This is a genomic window from Collinsella sp. LCP21S3_A3 (genome assembly GCF_052118905.1).
Classification (GTDB): domain Bacteria; phylum Actinomycetota; class Coriobacteriia; order Coriobacteriales; family Coriobacteriaceae; genus Collinsella.
Genome location: NZ_JBQKGH010000022.1, coordinates 1 through 19,092, shown reverse-complemented (window position 1 = coordinate 19,092; position 19,092 = coordinate 1). Strand labels below are relative to the sequence as shown.

Sequence of the window (19,092 nt, the reverse complement as noted above, 5' to 3'; positions counted from 1 at the left end):
CGTGCCCCCTTCGTCGGTGATTTGTTGTTTAGTCGCTAGAAATCATATGACGGGGTATGGGCCGTGTTCCGCTATGCGGTTGTCAATTTGCGAAAGAAATTATGCGTCACCGGGGCATCGACCTGCGCCGATGCCCCCAACGTGGACACACATTTTGTCCTATAAGCCTTAGCCAACAGATTGCCTGCACAAAAAACATGGCCACCCGCAAAGGGTGGCCATGTAGATTCTATCTGCAAGAAATCTTTTGCGTGCGTGGTGTGCTTTCGCGCATCAGTCCTGCGCGCCTTCGCGCTTTCACACTCTAGCACGTTCATGCGTTCATACGTTCACGCTTTCCGCATTCTCGCGTTCGCGCTTTCGTACTGGTCTATGCGCCTGTACGAATTACCACGTGCGGGAATTCATCTGGCGGAACTGAGCAACGGTTGGAGCGTGCGAATTCATGCCGCCGTCAACGTTGATGATCTGTCCTGTGGTGTAGGTACTTTCATCGGAGCCAAAATATACGGCTGCATGAGCAATGTCTTCTGGGCAACCGTAGCGGTTAACCATGATGCTACCCAAGAAGATATCTTTGAGCATCTGAGGAACCTTCGCCTCGTTTTCTGGCGTAACAATCAGGCCTGGACGGATGCAATTGCAGCGGATGTTGTCTTTGCCGTATTGCAAGGCAACGTATTGCGTGAAGATGTCTACGCCCGCCTTGGCGCATGCATAAGCGGTAGAACCTAAGTCGCCTGCACATGATGCCATAGAGCCAATGTTTACGATTGCGCCGCCACCAATTTCTTTCATGTAGGGGATAGCGCACTTCGTTGCATAGAAGGTGCCGCGCAGGTCGCTTTCCAAAATAGCGTCCCACATTTCAAGGGTGAGCTCGTCAACACGACCGTCCTTGAGGGCAACGTTTGCTGCATTGTTTACCAAAATATCGAGCTTGCCGTATTGCTCTACAGTGTCTGCAATAAGCGCTTCGATGCTTGCTGGTTCGGTAATGTCGAAATAGTGGAAGCTTGCCTTGCCGCCTGCTTCAACAATTTGATCAACTACAACTTGGCCTTTTTCGGCACGACGACCACTAATAACAACCGTTGCGCCCTCGGCTGCGTATACCTTTGCGATACCGATGCCAATACCGCTGGTGGAACCCGTTACGATAGCAACTTTGCCTTCGAGTCTGCCCATTGTGTTCCCTTTCTCGTTCAAATAATCGATAAGGTATTTGTATTCCTTTTTTGCGTGTTTGTGAATATTTGCATAGAAAAAGCGGATGGCAGGCGTGTGGATTTCGGCAGGAAGGGAAGGGGCCGGCCGCGTTGCGTGCACTGCCGTATTCTTTTCTGCAGGAAAATATGTTGAGCTGCTCGTTTTTCTGTTTGAATAGTAGGCAGATTTAGCATGGTCAGAGGCTGCTAGCAAACAATTTACCCCCTCAACAAAACGCTTGCTCTCTGACATGCCATGCTCGCGCACAAAGTTGGGGCCTTCCCAGACGGGAAGGCCCCTTTGCTGATTATCTTAGCGCTTCATTTCAATGGAGCTGCACCAATGGTATCCGTGCTTATTTATAGTTGTTGCGTTTTCTGAACGTGAAGAGCGCCCCAGCACCGGCAGCGATCGCAACGCCGCAGATGCCCATTGCATAGAGGGCGGCGCTATCGCCGGTGTGAGGGAGATTGGATGCAGACTTATCGGAGTCGACCCCGACGATGGTCAGCTTGGCATCGTCGATGTTCACGGTGAACTGGTCGGTCACATCGTTGCCGTCGGAATCGATGACGACAGCTTGGCCGGAAACCTTGACAGGGTACTCGCCTGCATCGGTGCCCGTTGCAGAAGCCTCAACGCCGGAAACGTAGAAGGTCTGACCATTGACCTGGAACTCCAGGGTCTCGAAACCGGATGCGGACTTCTCGGTGCCGTCGTAGGCCACGGACTTGGAATTGGGAGTGAGGGTGATCTGGTACTTCTCGCTACGGTCGGTAACGGTCAGGGTTCCGTACGTCTTGTTGATCTGATAGTTGTCCAGATTGGTTCCCTCGTTGGGGATGCATTCGAATGCATTCTCGGAGGAGCCGACGATCTCCTGCGAGCCGGTGAAAGAATAGGTGGCACCTTGGCCATCGACCCAACCAGTATCCCGGGCAGCCTCCCCAACGGTGACCTTGTGATTGGTCAGGGGCTTGCCGTCGTACTCCTTGGAACCACTCGCGGAGGTCAGGGTGACCACACGTGGTGTGATCTCCACTATACCTGTTTCAAACTTGGTAATATTGTAAGAGTCGGGACTACCCTTAATAAATATTATCTCAAACGTATTATTATTCGTTATGCCAACATTGGTCCGAGAACTAGTCGATATGCAATAAACATCGTCAAACGTAGCAAAACCAGGATCAACTGATACGGGACAGGCAAGAGGTTCGCCGTCATAGGTTTTTGAGACGTTTGTGGACTTAAGAGTTACGTTACGCTTTGTAATCTCGATTTCGAATCGTTCCTCATCCACATCACCTCCCGAAACCACCAAGGTCACGTGGCCGACTTGAGTTCCCATTACAGAAACGGTCTTGTGATTAGGATAAAGATTATCAAGATACGAGATTGCGACATCTCCACCGTCATTGTCACGAATATAATCCCATTTATATTCAGACCTTGATGTTATATTGGTATATTGTGCAGCAACGCCGTACTGAATCTTATCAGGGCCTTTGAATGCATTGCCAACGGGATCGCTTACCGCCCCGCCCCCATCAGCGAAAGCTGCGACGGGCAGAAAAGATGCTGCCAGAACTGCCGCCAGCATCACCCTCGCAAATCTTTTCGCAAGCGATTGGGAGAAAACTGCAGTTTCGACCTCTCCCCATTTGGAGAATTTGGAATCCATGAAGCTCATGTCTGCTCCAATCGCATCGAATTGAACCAACGTAAAACGCAACACGACGTACAGTGTGTTGCTGCGTTTTTTCGATTTGGTAAAGAATAACCGAATCTTTGTTGGCTATGCGTCGGTTGAATGTAATTACCCCTCTAATAAATCATATTTGTTACTTTTCTGCGCCACCAAACCAGATTCTGCCTCCTTCGAATTAGGCACCCACCCCATCAAGACCACGAAGCATCCCCGTCCAGAGCAAGCCCGAGCCGAGCAAGGGACATGCCCGAAAAGAATTCTCTGTTAACATGAAATGCAATGTTGCAATAGGGAACGCACGCTTGAATTGGAGGATACGATGAAGATACAGGTTAAAGAGACCTTGGCCAGGCGCCGGACGGTTTTCGTCCTCACGCTCGCAGCCATAGTCGGCGTTTGCGCTTTCACCTTCTCCGGCGCCCAGAATTACGCTTGGGCTGAAGGCGAGGGACCCATTGCCACTTGGAATGAAGTCAAAGCGCCGGGATATGGCGTCGTTAAAGCAAATGAAAAGAACCTTTCGCTTGAAATAAAAATAGATAGCTCGAACGATCACCTGGAGGCCCATTTCACGAATAACGGCGGAGATACAATTCACCCATCTGTCCTTGAGTTGACAACGGAAGATGGATCAGTATTAACCGCCTATTTTGGTGAAGATATTCTTCCTACCAATCAAGCAGCATCTTCCATTGAAGGCTCGAAACCCACTACCCGATTCACTAAAGCAGAGCTTTACGAAACCGTCACCGTGACCTTCAATATGAACAGCCACGGAGCCCAGATTGACCCCATTAAGGTCAAGAAGGGGACGTCCGTCACCCTGCCCGAGCCCACCGATACCGACTATGACTTCGGCGGCTGGTTCACCGATGAGAGCCTCACCACCTCGTTCAACGGCACCGCCGCTACAAGCATGACCGTCTACGCCAAATGGACCGAAAAGGAAAAGGTCACCGTTTCCTTCGAATCCGAATTCGGGACCGCACCTGAAGCCGTGACCGTGAACAAGGGCCAAGTCGTCGAACTCCCTGACCTCGGCACTGACGGCGACTACAAGTTCGTAGGCTGGATTCCTAAGGGCTCCGAAGGCACCGATCCCTTTATCGGCGAATACACCGCTAAAGAAAACATCACCTTCACGGCTGTCTGGGAAGCTCCCTCCACTCCCATCATCGAAATGGTCGATGTCACCTTCGACATGAACGGCCACGGCGACAGTGTGACCAAGCAGACCGAGAAGGGCAAGCCCATCACCCTTATCGATGATCCCACCGCTGAAGGCTACACCTTCAAGGGCTGGACCTACGACAAGGAAGGCAAGCAGGCCTTCGACCCCAAGAAGAACGCAGACCAGGACACTACCCTGTACGCCCAGTGGGAGAAGAATGCCGACTCCGCTCCCACCAACTCAACAATCCCCCGGACCGGTGACAACCAGATGGCACTCCTGGCATCCCTTTGCTTCAGTGCAGCAGCCCTGATAGCAGTCGGCATCGCGTTAGCCGCGTATCGCAAATGCAAGCACGTATAAAGCATACGTGACGTTACCGTTCTAATTCTCGATCTAAACAGAGGGGAGTCCCGCGGGACTCCCCTTCCCATTCGCGTACCTAATTACGCTGTTCCTACTAAAATTGGGAATTCTATTCCCAGTTTTCTCCTACTCCCACTCAATGGTCGCGGGCGGCTTGGACGTGATGTCATAGCACACGCGGTTGGCGCCGGGAACCTCGGCAACGATGCGGCCGGAAATGCGGGCCAGCACATCGTAGGGCAGCTTGGCCCAGTCGGCGGTCATGGCATCACTGGATTCGACGGCACGCAGGATGATCGGGCGCTGATAGGTGCGCTCGTCGCCCATAACGCCAACGGACTTGATGTCGGGCAGGACCGCGAAATACTGCCAGCAGCTGTGCTCGGAGTTGCGCTCGCCGGTCTGCTCAAACAGGCGCTGGTTGTAGGCGTCGAGCTCCTCGCGCACGATAGCGTCGGCGTTTTTGAGGATCTCGAGCTTCTCCTTGTCGACCGCACCGATAATGCGGATGGCCAGACCCGGGCCCGGGAAAGGCTGACGGAACACGATATGACCCGGCAGGCCCAGTGCCAGACCAAGCGCGCGGACCTCGTCCTTAAAGAAGTGATCAAGCGGCTCAATGAGGTCGAAGTGTACGCCCTCGGGGAACGGGATCAGGTTGTGATGGCTCTTGATGGTGGCCGTCTTGCCGCCCGTCTTGCGAGCGCCGGACTCGATGATGTCGGGGTAGATGGTGCCCTGAGCCAGGTACTTGACCGGCTTGCCATCGGTCTCGAGCTGCTGCGCCACGGCGAAGAACTCTTTCCAGAACTGAGTACCGATGATGCGGCGCTTCTCCTCGGGCTCGGTCACGCCGGCCAGAAGCTCGGCATAACGGTCCTCGGCGTGAACGTGGATAAAGTCGACATCGAACTGCTTGGTGAAGACCTCCTCCACCTGCTCGGGCTCGCCCTTGCGCAGCAGGCCGTGGTTGATGAACACACAGGTCATCTGCTTGCCCACGGCGCGAGCGCCCAGCGCAGCCACGACGGAGGAGTCGACGCCACCGGACAGGGCCAAAATCACGCGGTCGTTACCGACCTTCTCGCGGAACTCGGCTGTCATGGTCTCGACCAGGTTGTCCATGCTCCAGTTGGGCTCCAGGCCGCAGATCTCAAACAGGAAGTTGCTCAGCAGCTGCTGACCGTACTCGGAGTGCTTGACCTCGGGGTGGAACTGCGTGGTGAAAATCTTGCGCTCGGGGCACTCCATGGCGGCAACCGGGCACACGTCGGTGCTGGCGGTAACGGTAAAGCCCTCGGGCACCTCGGACACGGCGTCGCGGTGGCTCATCCACACGGTTTGCTGCATGGGCGTGGAGTTAAAGAGCTTGGCGCCGGCAGTGCGCGTAATAGTGGCGCGGCCGTACTCGCCCACCTCGGAGTGACCGACCTTGCCGCCGAGCGTCACGGCCGTGATCTGATGGCCGTAGCAGAAGCCCAGGACGGGAAGGCCCAGGTCAAAGATGGCAGGATCGATGGACGGAGCGTCCTCGGCGTACACAGAGGCCGGGCCGCCGGAAAGGATGAGCGCAGAGGCGTTCATCTCGCGAATCTCATCGGCCGAGATGTCGCAGGGAACAATCTCGGAATACACGTTGAGGTCGCGGACGCGACGGGCAATGAGCTGACCGTACTGCGCACCAAAGTCGAGTACGAGGACCTTTGCGGAAGCCCTTTGATCCATGGTTTCCCCCTCTTGTTGGCGGGGAGCCGATGCCCACCCGCGCGAATAAACGAGAATAACTTTCATAGTGTACACGTTATATGGGGTTTCTCGTCCCTCGCAGCCATCAGCGCACGGCAAACGCACGACCTGGGCCCCTATTTGACGGCAATTGAAGTGTTACCAAACGTTACAGATGATGTAATACGTTTGAACATTGGACGCCCTGTGCCACAATACTGCCGAACGACTCCGCCTCTGGGGCGGCAAATACGATAGGAACACCAACATGAAGCGCATCCTTCTCATCGCCACGGGCGGCACCATCGCATCGACCGAGGACGGCAACGGCCTCTCCCCCGCCCTGACCGGTGAGGAGCTCGCCCAGAGCGTCCCCGAGATCTCGGGCCTCTGCGAGCTCGACGTGGTGCAGCCCATGAACATCGACAGCACCAATATGCGTCCCAGTGACTGGATGCGTATCCGCGACGTCATCGTCGAGGGCTATACCGACCACGACGGCTTCGTGATTCTGCACGGCACCGACACCATGAGCTACACCGCGGCGGCGCTTTCTTACCTGATTCAGGACAGCCCCAAGCCCATCGTGCTCACCGGCTCGCAAAAGCCCATGGGCAACCCCTTTACCGATGCCAAGCTCAATCTGTACCAGAGCCTGCTCTATGCGCTTGACGAGCATTCGCACGACGTCTCAATCGTGTTTGGCGGCGTGGCCATCGCCGGCACGCGCGCCCGCAAGCAGCGCACCATGAGCTTTAACGCGTTCATTAGCGTCAACTATCCGCCCATTGCCTACATCCGCAACGACCGCATCGTGCGCAACGGGCTCCACGGCACCCACCAGAATGAGAGCCCGGTTCGTTTCTACGACCGTATCGACTCGCGCGTGTTTGTCCTTAAGCTCACGCCCGGCGTGAATCCAGGCATATTGGACGCCCTGACCGATAGCTACGACGCCGTAATTCTGGAGACCTTTGGCATTGGCGGTATTCCCGAGTTTGGCGAGTCCGGCGAGTCATTCCAGGAGGCGATTTTCCGCTGGGTCGATTCGGGTCGCACCGTCGTTATGACCACACAGGTCCCCGAAGAGGGCCTCGATCTGGGTGTTTATGAGGTCGGCCGTGCCTACGCCGACCATCCGGGTATTTTGCGCGGCGACGATATGACCACCGAAACGCTCGTGGCCAAGACCATGTGGGCGCTCGGCCAGTCACGTGATGCGGCCGAGATTCAGCGCCTGTTCTACAGCCAAGTCAACCATGACCGCATCCCGATGGTGTAGCTAAAACAAAATCCGCCTCTTTGGGCCTTGTAGGGCACGTGGTACCTCTCGGAACGTGCAAAAAGCGGAGTTTTCAGCACCCGCCCCTTCCGGAAACGTTAAAACCGCTAGCTGTAAATCGCTTTTCGGTTCGATAGGCTCGTCCCACGCGTCTATTATTCCTCATAATAATGAATTTTGTGGATAATCCAAAACAGCAAGCATCGTATTTGCGCCTTCGGTTGCTGTCAATTTATTGAGGGATGCTGAATACTCGGGTTTTTGCACGCCGCCGTCGGGGGGACCCGTTCAGCAAACGACAAATCTAGCAAAAACGCCTACTCAATGCCCTCGAGAAGCTCTGACACCGTCATGCCAAGCGCGGGCGCAAGTTTAAATAAAATCTCGAGCGTGCTGTTTGCCGTTCCGCTTTCGATTTGATCGAGATAAGGTCGGCTGATTCCAACCGCCACGCAAAAATCGACCTTGGAGATACCAAGGGCCTTGCGCGTCCGCTCGACTCGCTCGCCAAGAATCTGTTTCGCATGTTCGTTCATGCAGACGAGTTTGAAATGGAGCAAAACAAAAACGTAAACTATAGTTTACGTTTTGCCCAATATACAGGAGTTTTCTATGTCGGGTTCTTCGGTCCGCATGTACCGAGCCACGCTTCGCACAAACAGCGCACCGCCCAAGCTCGTCGTCGTTGAAGCAGAATGCCTTTCGCCCGATGAGCGCACAGCATTTGCATTGCTATCAAGTCGCGTCGCCGCCGTTTTGGTCCCTTGCCCGGCGCAAGGTGAACTTGCCATCCAATGCCAAGCGCACGGCTGCTCACTCAATCAGGCTGCCGTAATAGCAACCAGCCGGCGTGGCCTGCCCCTTCTCTTGGAAGCCGGTATCGCGCTCTGCCTTCGCGGTGCCGGATACGAAAACGAGGCCGCCGCCGATGTGGTCTTTCAACCACGATCGAGCGGCGGCCTCGCAGCAGCCATCGAATATGCTTGCAGGCTCGTTGCCTAAACGCGCAAGCTAAAAGCCCAGGCCAAAGCCTGTGCCGGTAATCGCCGAATACATAAAGTAGACGTTAATTACGTTGAGGAATACGCCCGTGATGCAGCCGTTTCGCAGGTAGCGCTCGCACACGATGCGCGCCATGGCGGCGGAGTCCTCATTGTTCTTTGCCTGGCGTCCCGCCGTAAAGTACGTCGCCACGCTCAGCAGCAGGTTGAGCACCGGCAATGCCAGCAGCTCGTAGCTCTTGCCCCAGCGCGTCACCTCACCGGCGGCATTAAACTTTGTTGCCACCTCGGGACCAATGTTGGGGATTACAAACGCTGCGACCACCAGCGGAAGCACTGCAAGCACCAGCAGCGCGATGCCCATGTAGCCAGCTTTTTTTCCATATTTAAACATGCTCGCCGTCCTTACACGTTAAAGCGGAAGTGCACGACGTCGCCATCGGCCATGACATACTCTTTGCCCTCGATGCGCAGCTTGCCAGCAGCCTTGGCGCCTTGCTCGCCACCGAGCTCGATGTAGTCGTCATAGCCAATGACCTCGGCCTTAATAAAGCCGCGCTCAAAGTCGGTATGGATGACACCGGCGGCCTGCGGGGCGGTCGCGCCCTGACGCACCGTCCAGGCCTTGACCTCCATCTCGCCAGCCGTAAAGAACGACTGCAGACCGAGCAGCTTGTAGGCTGCCTGCGCGAGCACGTCCAGGCCGGGCTGCTCCAGGCCCAGGCTCTCCAGGTAGTCGGCCGCATCCTCGGGATCGAGCTCGGAAAGCTCGGCCTCGATCTTGGCGCAGATCGGCAGTGGCTTGACGCCATCGATGGGCGCCAGGTCCTCGTTGAGCATGTCCTCGTCCACGTTGGCCACATACAAGATGGGCTTCATGGTGAGTAGGAACAGGCCCTTGGCAGCGGCGCGCTCCTCGTCGGTCATCTCCATGGACGCGGCGCGCTTGCCCTCGTTGAGCCAGGCGAGCAAGCGCTTGGCGACCTCAAACTTGGGCATGAGCTCCTTGTCGCGCTTGGCCTCCTTCTCGAGCTTAGGCAGCTGCTTTTCGAGCGTGCCCATGTCGGCCAGGATAAGCTCGGTCATGATGGTGTCGGCATCGCCGGCGGGATCGACGAACTCGCCCGTGCGACCCACCTCACGCATGACGTTGGGATCCTTAAAATAGCGCACGACCTCGCAGATGGCGTCGGTCTCGCGAATGTTTGCCAAGAACTGGTTGCCCAGGCCCTCGCCCTCGTTGGCACCCTTCACCAGGCCCGCGATGTCGACAAACTCGACCGTAGCCGGCACAATGCGGCCAGGGTTGACAATGTCGGCGAGCTTTTGCAGGCGGCTATCGGGCACGTCAACGATACCCACGTTGGGGTCGATCGTGGCGAACGGGTAGTTGGCGGCAAGGCCGGTCTTTTTGGTAAGCGCGGTGAACAGCGTCGACTTGCCCACGTTGGGCAGGCCCACGATACCGATGGAAAGGGACACGACAGCTCCTTTTGGTACAGGTACTTCAAACTGCATAAGTATAGCGCCGCCACAGCATCCGGGCGAATCCGGACACCGCGGCGGCGCAAATGAAGCAGAGATTGGGGTAGCTGGCTAGTCCGCGAGCTTCTCCACCTGGTCGAGCATCTTGTCGAGCTTGGCCTTCGCCTCGGCTTTTACCTTTTGGGCCTCTTCGTGGGCTTTGGCCTTCTGAGCGGCCTTTTCCTCGGCTTCGGGGTCGACGACGACCAAGTTGGACGCATCGTGTTCGACCAGCTTGAGCGCATGTTCGGGACAAACCTTGACACAGGCACCGCAGCCCAAGCAATACGTGGACTCCAACGCGAAGCGGCCGCTTCCCACCAAATCGCAGGCGAACGTGGGGCATACATTGACGCACTCGCCACACGATGTGCACTTGTCAAAATCGCACTCAGGCGTACTCACCTGCATGTTCTGGGCAAGCTCGGGATGGTTCTGCAGTGTCGAAAGCACCAGCTGCCGCCCATGCGTGAGCGAACGGCGACGCTTTGCCGTCGTGGTGCCGCACATGGTGTTGAGCGTGCGCTCCAGCTGGGTAATCTGATGGCGATGGGCCTTCAACTTCTGCGTCACCGAGGCCAGCGCCGCCGTCGCCGGGTTGAGCTTGGTCACCGTCAGACCCGTCGTGCGGGCAATCTTTTCCATGTACTCCTTGCGCTCGTACTCGCGAAGCTTATGGCACTTGAGGCTCTTGGGGTCGACCTCCAGGCCCATACCCGTGCCAGACCACTCCTCAGCCTTCGCAATCGCTTCGCCCAGGATATCCTCGCCGCCGGTGTTGCGGCATTTATCGCACACGCCCAGGGGCAGGTACACACTCACGTTGGGATAGTCCGCCAGTACCGAGAACCAGGTCTCGGCCGTAATATCGCCCACGCAGGCAACGACGACCTCGTTCTCGCGCGGCATGCGCTTGAGGGCGCGCGTGCAGGTGACGTAGGCGGTCTCGTGGCTCGTTGCCGCCGAGACAATGTCGTCATACAGGTTTTTGGGCGCCAGGCGCGGCGAGATGATTGCCTCGGTCGGACAGGCAGCGGCGCACAGGCCGCACTTGCGGCAGGAGTCGAGAATCTCGATGGAGTCTTCCTCGACCTCGATAGCGTTGACCGGGCACACATCCATGCACGCGGAGCAGCCACTCTTTTCGTTTTTGCAGGTCAGGCACGGAATGGTGTTGCCGCGCGGACGCTCCTTGTAGTCGGCGGGATTCCACTGCGGCGCCGACGGATCGAGCGCATCGGTCACACCGCCAAGCGGGTTTTTAAGAAAGTCGAAACCCTTGCTGATCTCGATAATGTCATCAAACAGATCGTGTTCCTGCGCCATGCGCGGCCCCTCCCTGAGCAGTGCAAACAAGCAAGAGATAATGATACGCCATCGGCCCACGCCTCGGGCAAATTACATGCGGCGCATCATTGAGACAAATAGCCTATGGCCTATCGCCGCCTCGATTGAACAAGGTCAATCAAGCGCCAAGCTATGCCTCGCACATGAGCTGCACGAGCTTTTGTTTGGTCACCTTGGCCTGTTCGTTAGCCATATTGCGCTCGTTCTTAAAAGTTGCGTCCGCAACGCTCAGCAGGTCATCATCGGAAATCTCACCAAGGCCCAGCTCCTCGAGTGTCGTCGGCAGACCCACGCGCTGGCAAAACTCGAGCACCTGATCAAGCTCGGGCGCGCGCTCCAAACGAAGCTGCACCACCAGGCCAAATGCCACGGCCTCACCATGCATGGCCTTGCACTCGGGCAGAATCGTCAGGCCGTTGGCGATGGCATGGGCAAGCGCTAGGCCACCGCTCTCAAAGCCAACACCCGAGAGCAGAATATTGCACTCGATCAGACGCTCAACCGCCGGCGATATACGACCCTTTTTAAGATCGCGCTTGGCAGCGACACCAAACTCCATAAGCGTGTCATAGCAGGCACGAGCCGCAACCAAGGCCAAGTGTCCCGGCGCGCCACCGTGCTCGTTGGCGCCGTGCGCCGCGGCGCACGAACGCGCCTCGAAATACGTTGCCAGTGCGTCGCCCATGCCAGCGACCGTCATACGCAGCGGGGCTGCCGCGACCACGCAGGTATCGACCACAACCAAATCTGGATTCTTTTCGAGCATCAGGTAGCGGTCGAACGATCCATCCTCGTGATACAGCACCGAAATCGCGCTGCACGGGCCGTCCATCGAAGCCGCCGTGGGGCATACGCACAACGGCAACTCGGCATAAAACGCAACGGCCTTGGCGATATCGAGCATCTTGCCGCCGCCAATACCCACCACCATGTCGCAATACTCAGCCTGGGCTTCCTTGGCCATTTCGACAACGGCCTCTTCCGTACACGGACCGTCATAAATCTTAAAGAACGGCTCGCTTAGATCTTCGTCCAGAAATCCATCGACGATCTGCCTGCACAGCCGATCCTCGGTGCCTTGGTCAAACAGGACATAGGCGGAGCATCCCAACCACGACAGGTATCTGCCCTGACGCGAAAGTTCGCCCGGCCCCTGAACATACCGGCCGGGACCGCCATAAACCATAGGAAGCGCCATACGAGAATCCGCCCTTCATCAAACAACGATTGGTGCAAAGCCACCTGTCCCCTTGTGGCAACTTGGCGCATTGAGGACAGGTTAGATTGCACCATAGAAAAAGGGTCCCGCGCACAGAGCGCGAGACCCTTATCAGAACAATGTGTGCCGATTAGAACGTGACCGGGGTGTCGGTGTAGACGCACTCGAGCAGCTGCTCCATCTCCTCCTGAGACGGCTGGCGCGGGTTGGAGCCCGTGCAGGCGTCGAGGATGGCGTTGGCGGCAACGTCGTGCTTCTTAGCCTCGAACTCATCGTAATCGATGATGGACTCGTCGGCCTTCACGCCCTTGGCACCGTAGTTCTTGATGCCCTGCGGGATGTCGAGCTTGTCGTTGAGGTCGCGAATCTCCTGGACCAGAGCCTCGACCAGCTCGTCCTCGGTCTCGCCGGCGAGGTGCAGGATCTCCTTGGCGATGAAGGCGTAGCGGCTCTTGGCGCGAGCGTCCTTGGCGTTGAACTGGATGACCTTGCCCAGGTACATGGCGTTGGCGCAACCGTGGATGATGTGGTCGCCCTCAAAGGCGGCACCGGTCTTGTGAGCCATGGAGTGGACAATGCCCAGCAGACCCGAGGAGAAGGCGATGCCGGCGATGCACTGGGCGTCGTGCATGTGCTGACGGGCCTCATGATCGCCCTGATAGGACTTGGGCAGCCACTCGACGATCTCGCGGATAGCATGCAGGGCGTTGGCGTCGGTGTACATGGAACCAGCGGTGGAGACGTAGGCCTCGATGGCGTGAGTCAGAGCGTCCATACCGGTGTGAGCGCACAGCTTGGCGGGCATGGTGTAGGTGAGCTCGGGGTCGACGATGGCGACATCAGGGGTGATGTTGAAGTCGGCCAGCGGGTACTTGATGCCCTTGGCGTAGTCGGTGATGACGGAGAACGCGGTGACCTCGGTAGCGGTGCCGGAGGTAGAGGAGATGGCGCAGAAGTGAGCCTTCTGACGGAGCTCCGGGAAGGAGAACGGGACGACTGCCTCCTCGAAGGTCTCCTCGGGATACTCGTAGAACAGCCACATAGCCTTAGCGGCATCGATGGGCGAGCCACCGCCAATGGCGATAATCCAGTCGGGCTGGAACTCGGTCATGGCCTCGGCGCCCTTCATGACCGTCTCGACGGACGGATCGGACTCGACGCCCTCGAACAGCTTGACCTCGAAACCGGCCTCCTTGAGGTCGGCCTCGACGTCCTGCAAAAAACCGCCGCGGCGCATGGAGCCGCCGCCGGTCACGATGATGGCCTTGCTGCCCTTGAGGTTCTTCACCTCGTGGCGAGCGCCCTCACCAAAGTACAGATCGCGAGGATTGGTAAAACGTCCCATACTGTGCCTCCTAAACAAGCCCCTCTTAGACTTGCGTATATAACGGAGCACCCGATTGGCTCCGTTAGGACCGTTTTGCGCGTTGCCGGCGATGACAATGCGCGATGTCTAAACGTCTCAACGCTCAGACAAATAGTATTTTACCGTTCTGGTTGGTCAGTTATTTACCGAAAGTCGACAATGATGAAACGTTTTTTCTATCCCTGAAGACCCTTATGCGGCATTCATGCTCCCAAGCTGGGCAAACGTTTTATCAAGGTTGACCACATATCCAGGGCAGGACTGTGCCCCTCCAAAAGACACACCGTTCGCCGCCAAAAATCGACCGTTTGCGGCACCGTGATACCACTCGGTCGTCCAAGGTGCCGACATTTGTGCGACATCCGTCTTCGTGGTGCAAAGGTGCATGTCCAAGTGCGGCACTCCCAATGTGCCTCATGCGGGTAAACTAGAACCTTATATAGAGACATTTGAACCCTAACCGCAGCAAAGGAGGCCCCATGGCATTCGATCCCATTCAAGAAGATTGCCATCGCCTCGTTCTTGAGGCCTTGCGCCGCGACAATATCCCGCTCACCGACGGCCCTGCCGTAGAGCGTCTGATGGAACAATTCACCCGCAACCCCGCGCCGCTCATCGTGCACGACCGCGACCGCGCCGGACATCTGATTGCCAAGGTAGTCGAGGCTGTCGACTACCGCATTCCCTTTATCCCTGACGATACCCAGGCAGAGCAAGAAGAGACCGCTGCCGAAAACATGCTTCGCGAGGCAGCCGCACTCGACCCGACCAACTGGGACGCTCAGCGCATGTTGACCGCCCTCACCGCTAACTCCAACGAGGAGTACGTACAGTACTTGGTATCCAAGCGCGATGAAGTCGAGCACGACCTGGCACTCAAGATCGCCTCGGCGCAGGACCCCTACGAGCGCGAGGCCGCAGGCGACCTTACACGCCGCCCCTACCTGCGCTGGCTTGCCGCCCTTGCGTCGCGCGCCCTCATTAGCGGCCGTTACCGCCTGTCGCTCGAAACCGCAAACCGCAGCCTGGACTTTGCCCCCAACGATCCGGCCGGTGTCCGCCACACTGCGATGCTCGCCATGGCAAAACTCGAATACCCCGCCGAGGAGCTCAAACGCTTTCGCTCTGCCCACTCCGTCCCCTATCTTGCCAACACGCCGCTGCGCCGTCGTCCCAAGGACGCGGAGCGCGACTTAGACCCGTGGACGCTCATCGCGCTGATGAGCGCTGCCTGGCGCGAGCTGGACTACGAGGGCGCCGAACACTACTTGCGCATCCTTGCGCGCTCGTGCCCGCACGCAGCCGAGGCGCTTTACTTTCAAACCGAGTTTCCCGATGGCGTCTATGCCCGCGTCAACGTGGGCGTGGGCTCCACCGACGAGCTTGTCCTTGCGCTGTCCGAAGCGACGCCGGTACTGCAGGAGGGCTTGGGCGCCCCCGACAACGCCAGCTTTGCCGCCTGGGTCGCCACCAACGATATCGTGCGTTCCCAGATTGACGAGCGCATCCTGCGGGCGGCCGAGCAGGGCTTGCCGTTTAAGGGAGGAGACCTCTAATGGATCCGAGCGTCTACATCCCCGCCTACCTGGAGCGCGCCTACGTTGCGTCGCACCCCGAACTCACCGATGCAGCACGCGATCTTGTCCATAACGACGTAAGCGTCAACCCTCATAAGTATGCGCAGACCGAGCATGCCCAGGCACTGCTTTCCTATGCCGGTGTTCACCGCCACCTGCTCGACGAGCTCCATCGTATCGAGGATATGGGCAGCGATGAGGAGTTTGAGCAGACTCGCAACCGCCTGTTCGACGATATGCGCGATGAGCTGCTCAAGATCGTCCGCGTCGATGCGTATGTCTTCGATGCCCAGCTGCTTGCCATCATTTTGGCGGACACGCCCGTCGACGCCTGCCTGGGCGACCTGATGAAGCTCGAGGCGACCACAGCCGATTACTTACGGCAAAGCGTGCCCGGATTCGATATGGAGGCCCCGCACTACTGGACCAACAAGGTGCTGGCAGACGGTGTGACGGCGGCCGATCTCACCGTGAGCGAGCCGGCGCTTATCGGGTGGCTCCACACGCTCGAGGCCATCTCGCAGCTGTGCATGGCGAGCGCTCGCTACCGTGCTGCCGTCAACTACTCTCGCCGTGTTCTTAAGGCGGAAGGCTATCCCACCCGAGCTGCCGGCACCGTGCTACTCGCCCTCGCTCGTCTGGAAGACGAGGACGGCTTTTTTGCCCTGGCCCACCAGCTCGAGGAGCAGATGGGGGCCGATGCCCTCGAGAACTCCCCCTGGTACCTACTCGCCCGCACGATCCTGCTGTTCAAAACAAACAAGATGCGCCCGGCGACACGCGCCCTGCGTGAGTTTGCCAACCGCTGCGAGGGCGGCGCGTTCTTTTTGCTGAACCCCATGTATCAGACGCCGTACCTTCCCTGCCGGCCCGAGCCGCACGACCCCTGGGACCTTTCGCACCAGGCAGTTTGGGAGGCCGACGGTATCATCTCGGATACTCCCGACTTTGCCCCCTGGGCCAACGCTTGCGAAGACGTATCGCAGCTTGCCCAGGAATTTGCGCGCCGTTATGGCTTTTAACGGCACGATCGCCACGACCATGTCATTCACGTTAGGAACGGCTTCATGAACTTCCGCTCATCTCTCGCCTGCACTTCGAGCGATATCGCCCGCTGGGGGCTGCGCTCCATCCTTAAGCGCCAGGGCGGCGTACTCCCCGGCCGTATCGCCATGAAGATCGACCCCGAGCTGCTAAGCGACCTCGCGAGCCTTGTCGACCGCAGCGTGGTGGTCACCGGCACCAACGGTAAGACCACCACCTCCAACCTCATCGCCGACGCCGTTGCCGCCAGCGGCGCCACCGTGGTATGCAACCGCGCCGGCAACAACATGGAGCCGGGCGTGGTGGGTGCCCTGCTCGAGGGCCGCAGCGATCTTAAGCGTGCCGGCAGCGGCAGGCGCGTGGGCGTCTTTGAGTGCGACGAGCTCTACACGGTGCGCGTCTTGCCCAAGCTCAAGCCAACGTACTTTGTGCTGCTCAACCTGTTCCGCGACCAGCTGGACCGCTACGGCGAGATCGACCACACCCAGGACGTCATAGCCCACGCGTTGGAGCTTTCGCCGGCAACGACGCTCATCTATAACGCCGACGACCCGCTCTGCGCCTCGATCGCCGCACGCGTCCCCAATACGAGCATCGCCTTTGGCATCGACGGCGCCACGGGCACCGAGTCCGATCGCATTAGCGACTCGCGTTTTTGCTCGCAATGCAACGCGCCGCTGGAGTACGACTATGTGCAGTACGGCCAGCTCGGCGCCTATCATTGTCCTTCGTGCGGTTGGAGTCGCCCCGCGCTGGTCCGTCGCGTGACAGGCGTTGAGCTCGGCTGCGACGGCTACGGCTTTGACCTGACCTTTGGACCCGAGGCAAAAGCGCCCGCAACGCACATCGCCACGCGCTACAACGGCCTGTACATGGTCTACAACGTTGCCGCCGCCTTCTTTGCGGCGCGCGAGTTGGGCGTGGACGCAGCGCATCTGCAGCCCACGCTCGATGCCTACGTCCCCGCCGGCGGACGCATGGGCCGCTGGGAGATTGCCGGCCGTACCGTCGAGGCAAACCTGGCCAAAAATCCCGTGGGCTTCGATCGCCAGATCCAGTCCATTAAAACGGCAGGCGGCAGACTCTGCGCCTTCTTCCTGAATGACAACGACGCCGACGGCCACGATGTCTCGTGGATCTACGACGTCGACTTCGAGCGCATCGCCGATACCCCAGGGCTTGTCGCCTTTGCCGGGGGTACGCGCGCGCACGACATGCAGGTGCGCCTGAAGTACGCCGGCATCGACGCCGCCATCATCTCGAATATCGAGCAGGCGATCGGCGCCGTGGCAGATGAGGCAGCCGATGACACCTTCTACGCCGTCGCCAATTACACGGCATTCCCGCCGTTGGTCAAAGAGCTCGACGGACTTAAAGACGCCGATGCGAGCTCGGTTGCCTCCTGCGCCGTAACACGCACCGATGGCAGCGCCGTCCCCACCGATATTGCGCCGGTCGAGCTTCCGCGCCCGCTGCGCATCGTCTATCTGTATCCCGATGCCCTCAACCTCTATGGCGACGGCGGCAACGTCATCGCCCTCGAGCGCCGCTGCGCCTGGCGCGGCATTCCCGCGCGCGTGGACGAGGTCCGCATGGGCGAGACGCTCGATCTTACCGACGCCGACATCGTCATGATGGGCGGCGGTGCCGACCGCGATCAGTTGGCTGTGGCACACGAGCTGCTCGCTCAAAAGGACAAGGTTGCGACATATGTTGAGGACGGCGGCTCGTTGCTCGCTATCTGCGGCAGCTATCAGCTGCTCGGTCGTTCGTACTATATGGGCGAGAATCGCATCGAGGGTCTAGGTGTCATCGCCGCCGAGACCGTGCGCGGCTCCGACCGCCTGATAGGCAACGTCGCCGTCAAGACCGACCTGGCACCCGAGCCCTTTGTGGGGTTCGAGAACCACGGCGGCCGCACCCTGCTCGATGCAGAGGCCACGCCGCTCGGAACATCTGTCGTCACGGGCACCGGCAACAACGGCGACGATGGCTTTGAGGGCCTCATCTACAAGGGCGTCATCGGCACGTACCTACACGGACCGGCACTGCCCAAGAACCCCGAGCTCGCCGACTGGCTCATCGCCCATGCCCTCGAGCGCCGTGGCGATGCACAGGCCGCCGCCCTGCTGCCGCTCAAGCCCCTCGACGACACCTACGAGCACGCCGCCCACGACGCCGCGATGAAGCTCCTCCCCTAACGCCCCGCCACCACAAAGGGACAGGCATCTTTGTGGTGGTTTTGACCCGTCCCAGCGGTTTGTCTCAATCTGTAACATCTAGACCACCAAAGGTCGTCTTACTGTTACAGATTGAGACGTTCGTCCCGACGCCTGCATTTTGTCTCAATCTGTAACAGATAAGGCCGATTTACCCGCCCAGATGTTATAGATTGAGATTTTTGAAGATCGGGGGGAGAGGGCCAGCTCCTGTGTGGTGGGTTGATTTCCGATCTCAACCGAACACATTGAGCTGATGGCTCGCTCCCGCAGTTAACCGAACGCCCCCGAGGTCCTATCCGGGACCCGGGGGCGGCATTTTCCCAGTTGA

General features: G+C 58.5%; 15 protein-coding genes. 6 read left to right on the top strand and 9 right to left on the bottom strand.

Annotated features, from left to right (window positions below; all coding sequences use genetic code 11):
* Nucleotides 1–387: 387 nt before the first annotated feature.
* Nucleotides 388–1,461 (bottom strand): SDR family NAD(P)-dependent oxidoreductase, encoded by a 1,074-nt coding sequence (locus tag ACTQ0H_RS08385; protein ID WP_441538907.1) that lies wholly within the window; start codon nt 1,459–1,461, stop codon nt 388–390.
* 103 nt (nt 1,462–1,564) lie between these two features.
* Nucleotides 1,565–2,902 carry an LPXTG cell wall anchor domain-containing protein gene (locus ACTQ0H_RS08380; protein WP_441538908.1) on the bottom strand — a complete coding sequence of 446 codons (1,338 nt, stop codon included), beginning with the start codon at nt 2,900–2,902 and terminating at the stop codon, nt 1,565–1,567.
* A 337-nt stretch (nt 2,903–3,239) separates the two neighbouring features.
* Here ACTQ0H_RS08380 and ACTQ0H_RS08375 point away from each other — a divergent pair, with 337 nt between their 5' ends.
* Nucleotides 3,240–4,454: an InlB B-repeat-containing protein gene (locus ACTQ0H_RS08375; RefSeq protein WP_441538910.1), complete on the top strand. Its 1,215-nt coding sequence runs from the start codon at nt 3,240–3,242 to the stop codon at nt 4,452–4,454.
* A gap of 129 nt (nt 4,455–4,583) precedes the next feature.
* Here ACTQ0H_RS08375 and guaA read toward each other — a convergent pair whose 3' ends face one another.
* Nucleotides 4,584–6,182: a glutamine-hydrolyzing GMP synthase gene (gene guaA, locus ACTQ0H_RS08370; RefSeq protein ID WP_441049101.1), complete on the bottom strand. Its 1,599-nt coding sequence runs from the start codon at nt 6,180–6,182 to the stop codon at nt 4,584–4,586.
* A gap of 268 nt (nt 6,183–6,450) precedes the next feature.
* On the opposite strand from guaA, the gene ACTQ0H_RS08365 reads away from it, so the two are divergent.
* Nucleotides 6,451–7,464 (top strand): asparaginase, encoded by a 1,014-nt coding sequence (locus ACTQ0H_RS08365; protein ID WP_441548042.1) that lies wholly within the window; start codon nt 6,451–6,453, stop codon nt 7,462–7,464.
* A 317-nt stretch (nt 7,465–7,781) separates the two neighbouring features.
* Here the strand turns inward: ACTQ0H_RS08365 and ACTQ0H_RS08360 are convergent, their stop codons facing one another.
* Entirely contained in the window at nt 7,782–8,000 is a 219-nt protein-coding gene (locus ACTQ0H_RS08360) for a helix-turn-helix domain-containing protein (RefSeq protein ID WP_427719445.1), read from the bottom strand.
* A 76-nt stretch (nt 8,001–8,076) separates the two neighbouring features.
* Between ACTQ0H_RS08360 and ACTQ0H_RS08355 the strand changes: the two genes are divergently transcribed.
* Nucleotides 8,077–8,466, top strand: a complete 390-nt coding sequence (locus tag ACTQ0H_RS08355) for a hypothetical protein (protein WP_441064151.1) — start codon at nt 8,077–8,079, stop codon at nt 8,464–8,466.
* A 9-nt stretch (nt 8,467–8,475) separates the two neighbouring features.
* On the opposite strand, the gene ACTQ0H_RS08350 is transcribed toward ACTQ0H_RS08355, so the two are convergent.
* The 5 genes from ACTQ0H_RS08350 to ACTQ0H_RS08330 form a co-directional block, all read right to left on the bottom strand.
* Nucleotides 8,476–8,859: a DUF1648 domain-containing protein gene (locus tag ACTQ0H_RS08350; RefSeq protein ID WP_427719441.1), complete on the bottom strand. Its 384-nt coding sequence runs from the start codon at nt 8,857–8,859 to the stop codon at nt 8,476–8,478.
* Nucleotides 8,860–8,870: 11 nt separating this feature from the next.
* A complete protein-coding gene (ychF, locus tag ACTQ0H_RS08345) occupies nt 8,871–9,947 on the bottom strand; it encodes a redox-regulated ATPase YchF (protein WP_089572784.1) in 1,077 nt (358 codons plus the stop codon).
* Between the two features lie 114 nt (nt 9,948–10,061).
* Nucleotides 10,062–11,315, bottom strand: a complete 1,254-nt coding sequence (locus ACTQ0H_RS08340) for a 4Fe-4S binding protein (protein WP_154517950.1) — start codon at nt 11,313–11,315, stop codon at nt 10,062–10,064.
* A gap of 151 nt (nt 11,316–11,466) precedes the next feature.
* Nucleotides 11,467–12,534: a glycerol dehydrogenase gene (locus ACTQ0H_RS08335; RefSeq protein WP_441548041.1), complete on the bottom strand. Its 1,068-nt coding sequence runs from the start codon at nt 12,532–12,534 to the stop codon at nt 11,467–11,469.
* Between the two features lie 151 nt (nt 12,535–12,685).
* Complete coding sequence (locus ACTQ0H_RS08330; RefSeq protein WP_117794788.1) at nt 12,686–13,900, bottom strand: iron-containing alcohol dehydrogenase; 1,215 nt, start codon at nt 13,898–13,900, stop codon at nt 12,686–12,688.
* Nucleotides 13,901–14,400: 500 nt separating this feature from the next.
* Between ACTQ0H_RS08330 and ACTQ0H_RS08325 the strand changes: the two genes are divergently transcribed.
* From ACTQ0H_RS08325 to ACTQ0H_RS08315, 3 genes are read left to right on the top strand one after another with little or no spacing between them, the layout of a single operon-like run.
* A complete protein-coding gene (locus tag ACTQ0H_RS08325; RefSeq protein ID WP_154517956.1) occupies nt 14,401–15,477 on the top strand; it encodes a hypothetical protein in 1,077 nt (358 codons plus the stop codon).
* Nucleotides 15,477–16,520, top strand: a complete 1,044-nt coding sequence (locus tag ACTQ0H_RS08320) for a hypothetical protein (RefSeq protein ID WP_441016443.1) — start codon at nt 15,477–15,479, stop codon at nt 16,518–16,520. Before ACTQ0H_RS08325 ends, ACTQ0H_RS08320 begins: the two co-directional genes overlap by 1 nt.
* A gap of 45 nt (nt 16,521–16,565) precedes the next feature.
* Nucleotides 16,566–18,743, top strand: coding sequence for a MurT ligase domain-containing protein (locus tag ACTQ0H_RS08315; protein WP_441064144.1), 2,178 nt, complete (start codon nt 16,566–16,568; stop codon nt 18,741–18,743).
* Nucleotides 18,744–19,092: the final 349 nt, after the last annotated feature.

Bases quoted from the DNA above. Each gene is read 5' to 3' on its own strand.
- ACTQ0H_RS08385 (WP_441538907.1), bottom strand. From the start codon at position 1,461: ATGTCAGAGAGCAAGCGTTTTGTTGAGGGGGTAAATTGTTTGCTAGCA.
- ACTQ0H_RS08380 (WP_441538908.1), bottom strand. From the start codon at position 2,902: ATGAGCTTCATGGATTCCAAATTCTCCAAATGGGGAGAGGTCGAAACT.
- ACTQ0H_RS08375 (WP_441538910.1), top strand. From the start codon at position 3,240: ATGAAGATACAGGTTAAAGAGACCTTGGCCAGGCGCCGGACGGTTTTC.
- guaA (WP_441049101.1), bottom strand. From the start codon at position 6,182: ATGGATCAAAGGGCTTCCGCAAAGGTCCTCGTACTCGACTTTGGTGCG.
- ACTQ0H_RS08365 (WP_441548042.1), top strand. From the start codon at position 6,451: ATGAAGCGCATCCTTCTCATCGCCACGGGCGGCACCATCGCATCGACC.
- ACTQ0H_RS08360 (WP_427719445.1), bottom strand. From the start codon at position 8,000: ATGAACGAACATGCGAAACAGATTCTTGGCGAGCGAGTCGAGCGGACG.
- ACTQ0H_RS08355 (WP_441064151.1), top strand. From the start codon at position 8,077: ATGTCGGGTTCTTCGGTCCGCATGTACCGAGCCACGCTTCGCACAAAC.
- ACTQ0H_RS08350 (WP_427719441.1), bottom strand. From the start codon at position 8,859: ATGTTTAAATATGGAAAAAAAGCTGGCTACATGGGCATCGCGCTGCTG.
- ACTQ0H_RS08340 (WP_154517950.1), bottom strand. From the start codon at position 11,315: ATGGCGCAGGAACACGATCTGTTTGATGACATTATCGAGATCAGCAAG.
- ACTQ0H_RS08335 (WP_441548041.1), bottom strand. From the start codon at position 12,534: ATGGCGCTTCCTATGGTTTATGGCGGTCCCGGCCGGTATGTTCAGGGG.
- ACTQ0H_RS08330 (WP_117794788.1), bottom strand. From the start codon at position 13,900: ATGGGACGTTTTACCAATCCTCGCGATCTGTACTTTGGTGAGGGCGCT.
- ACTQ0H_RS08325 (WP_154517956.1), top strand. From the start codon at position 14,401: ATGGCATTCGATCCCATTCAAGAAGATTGCCATCGCCTCGTTCTTGAG.
- ACTQ0H_RS08320 (WP_441016443.1), top strand. From the start codon at position 15,477: ATGGATCCGAGCGTCTACATCCCCGCCTACCTGGAGCGCGCCTACGTT.
- ACTQ0H_RS08315 (WP_441064144.1), top strand. From the start codon at position 16,566: ATGAACTTCCGCTCATCTCTCGCCTGCACTTCGAGCGATATCGCCCGC.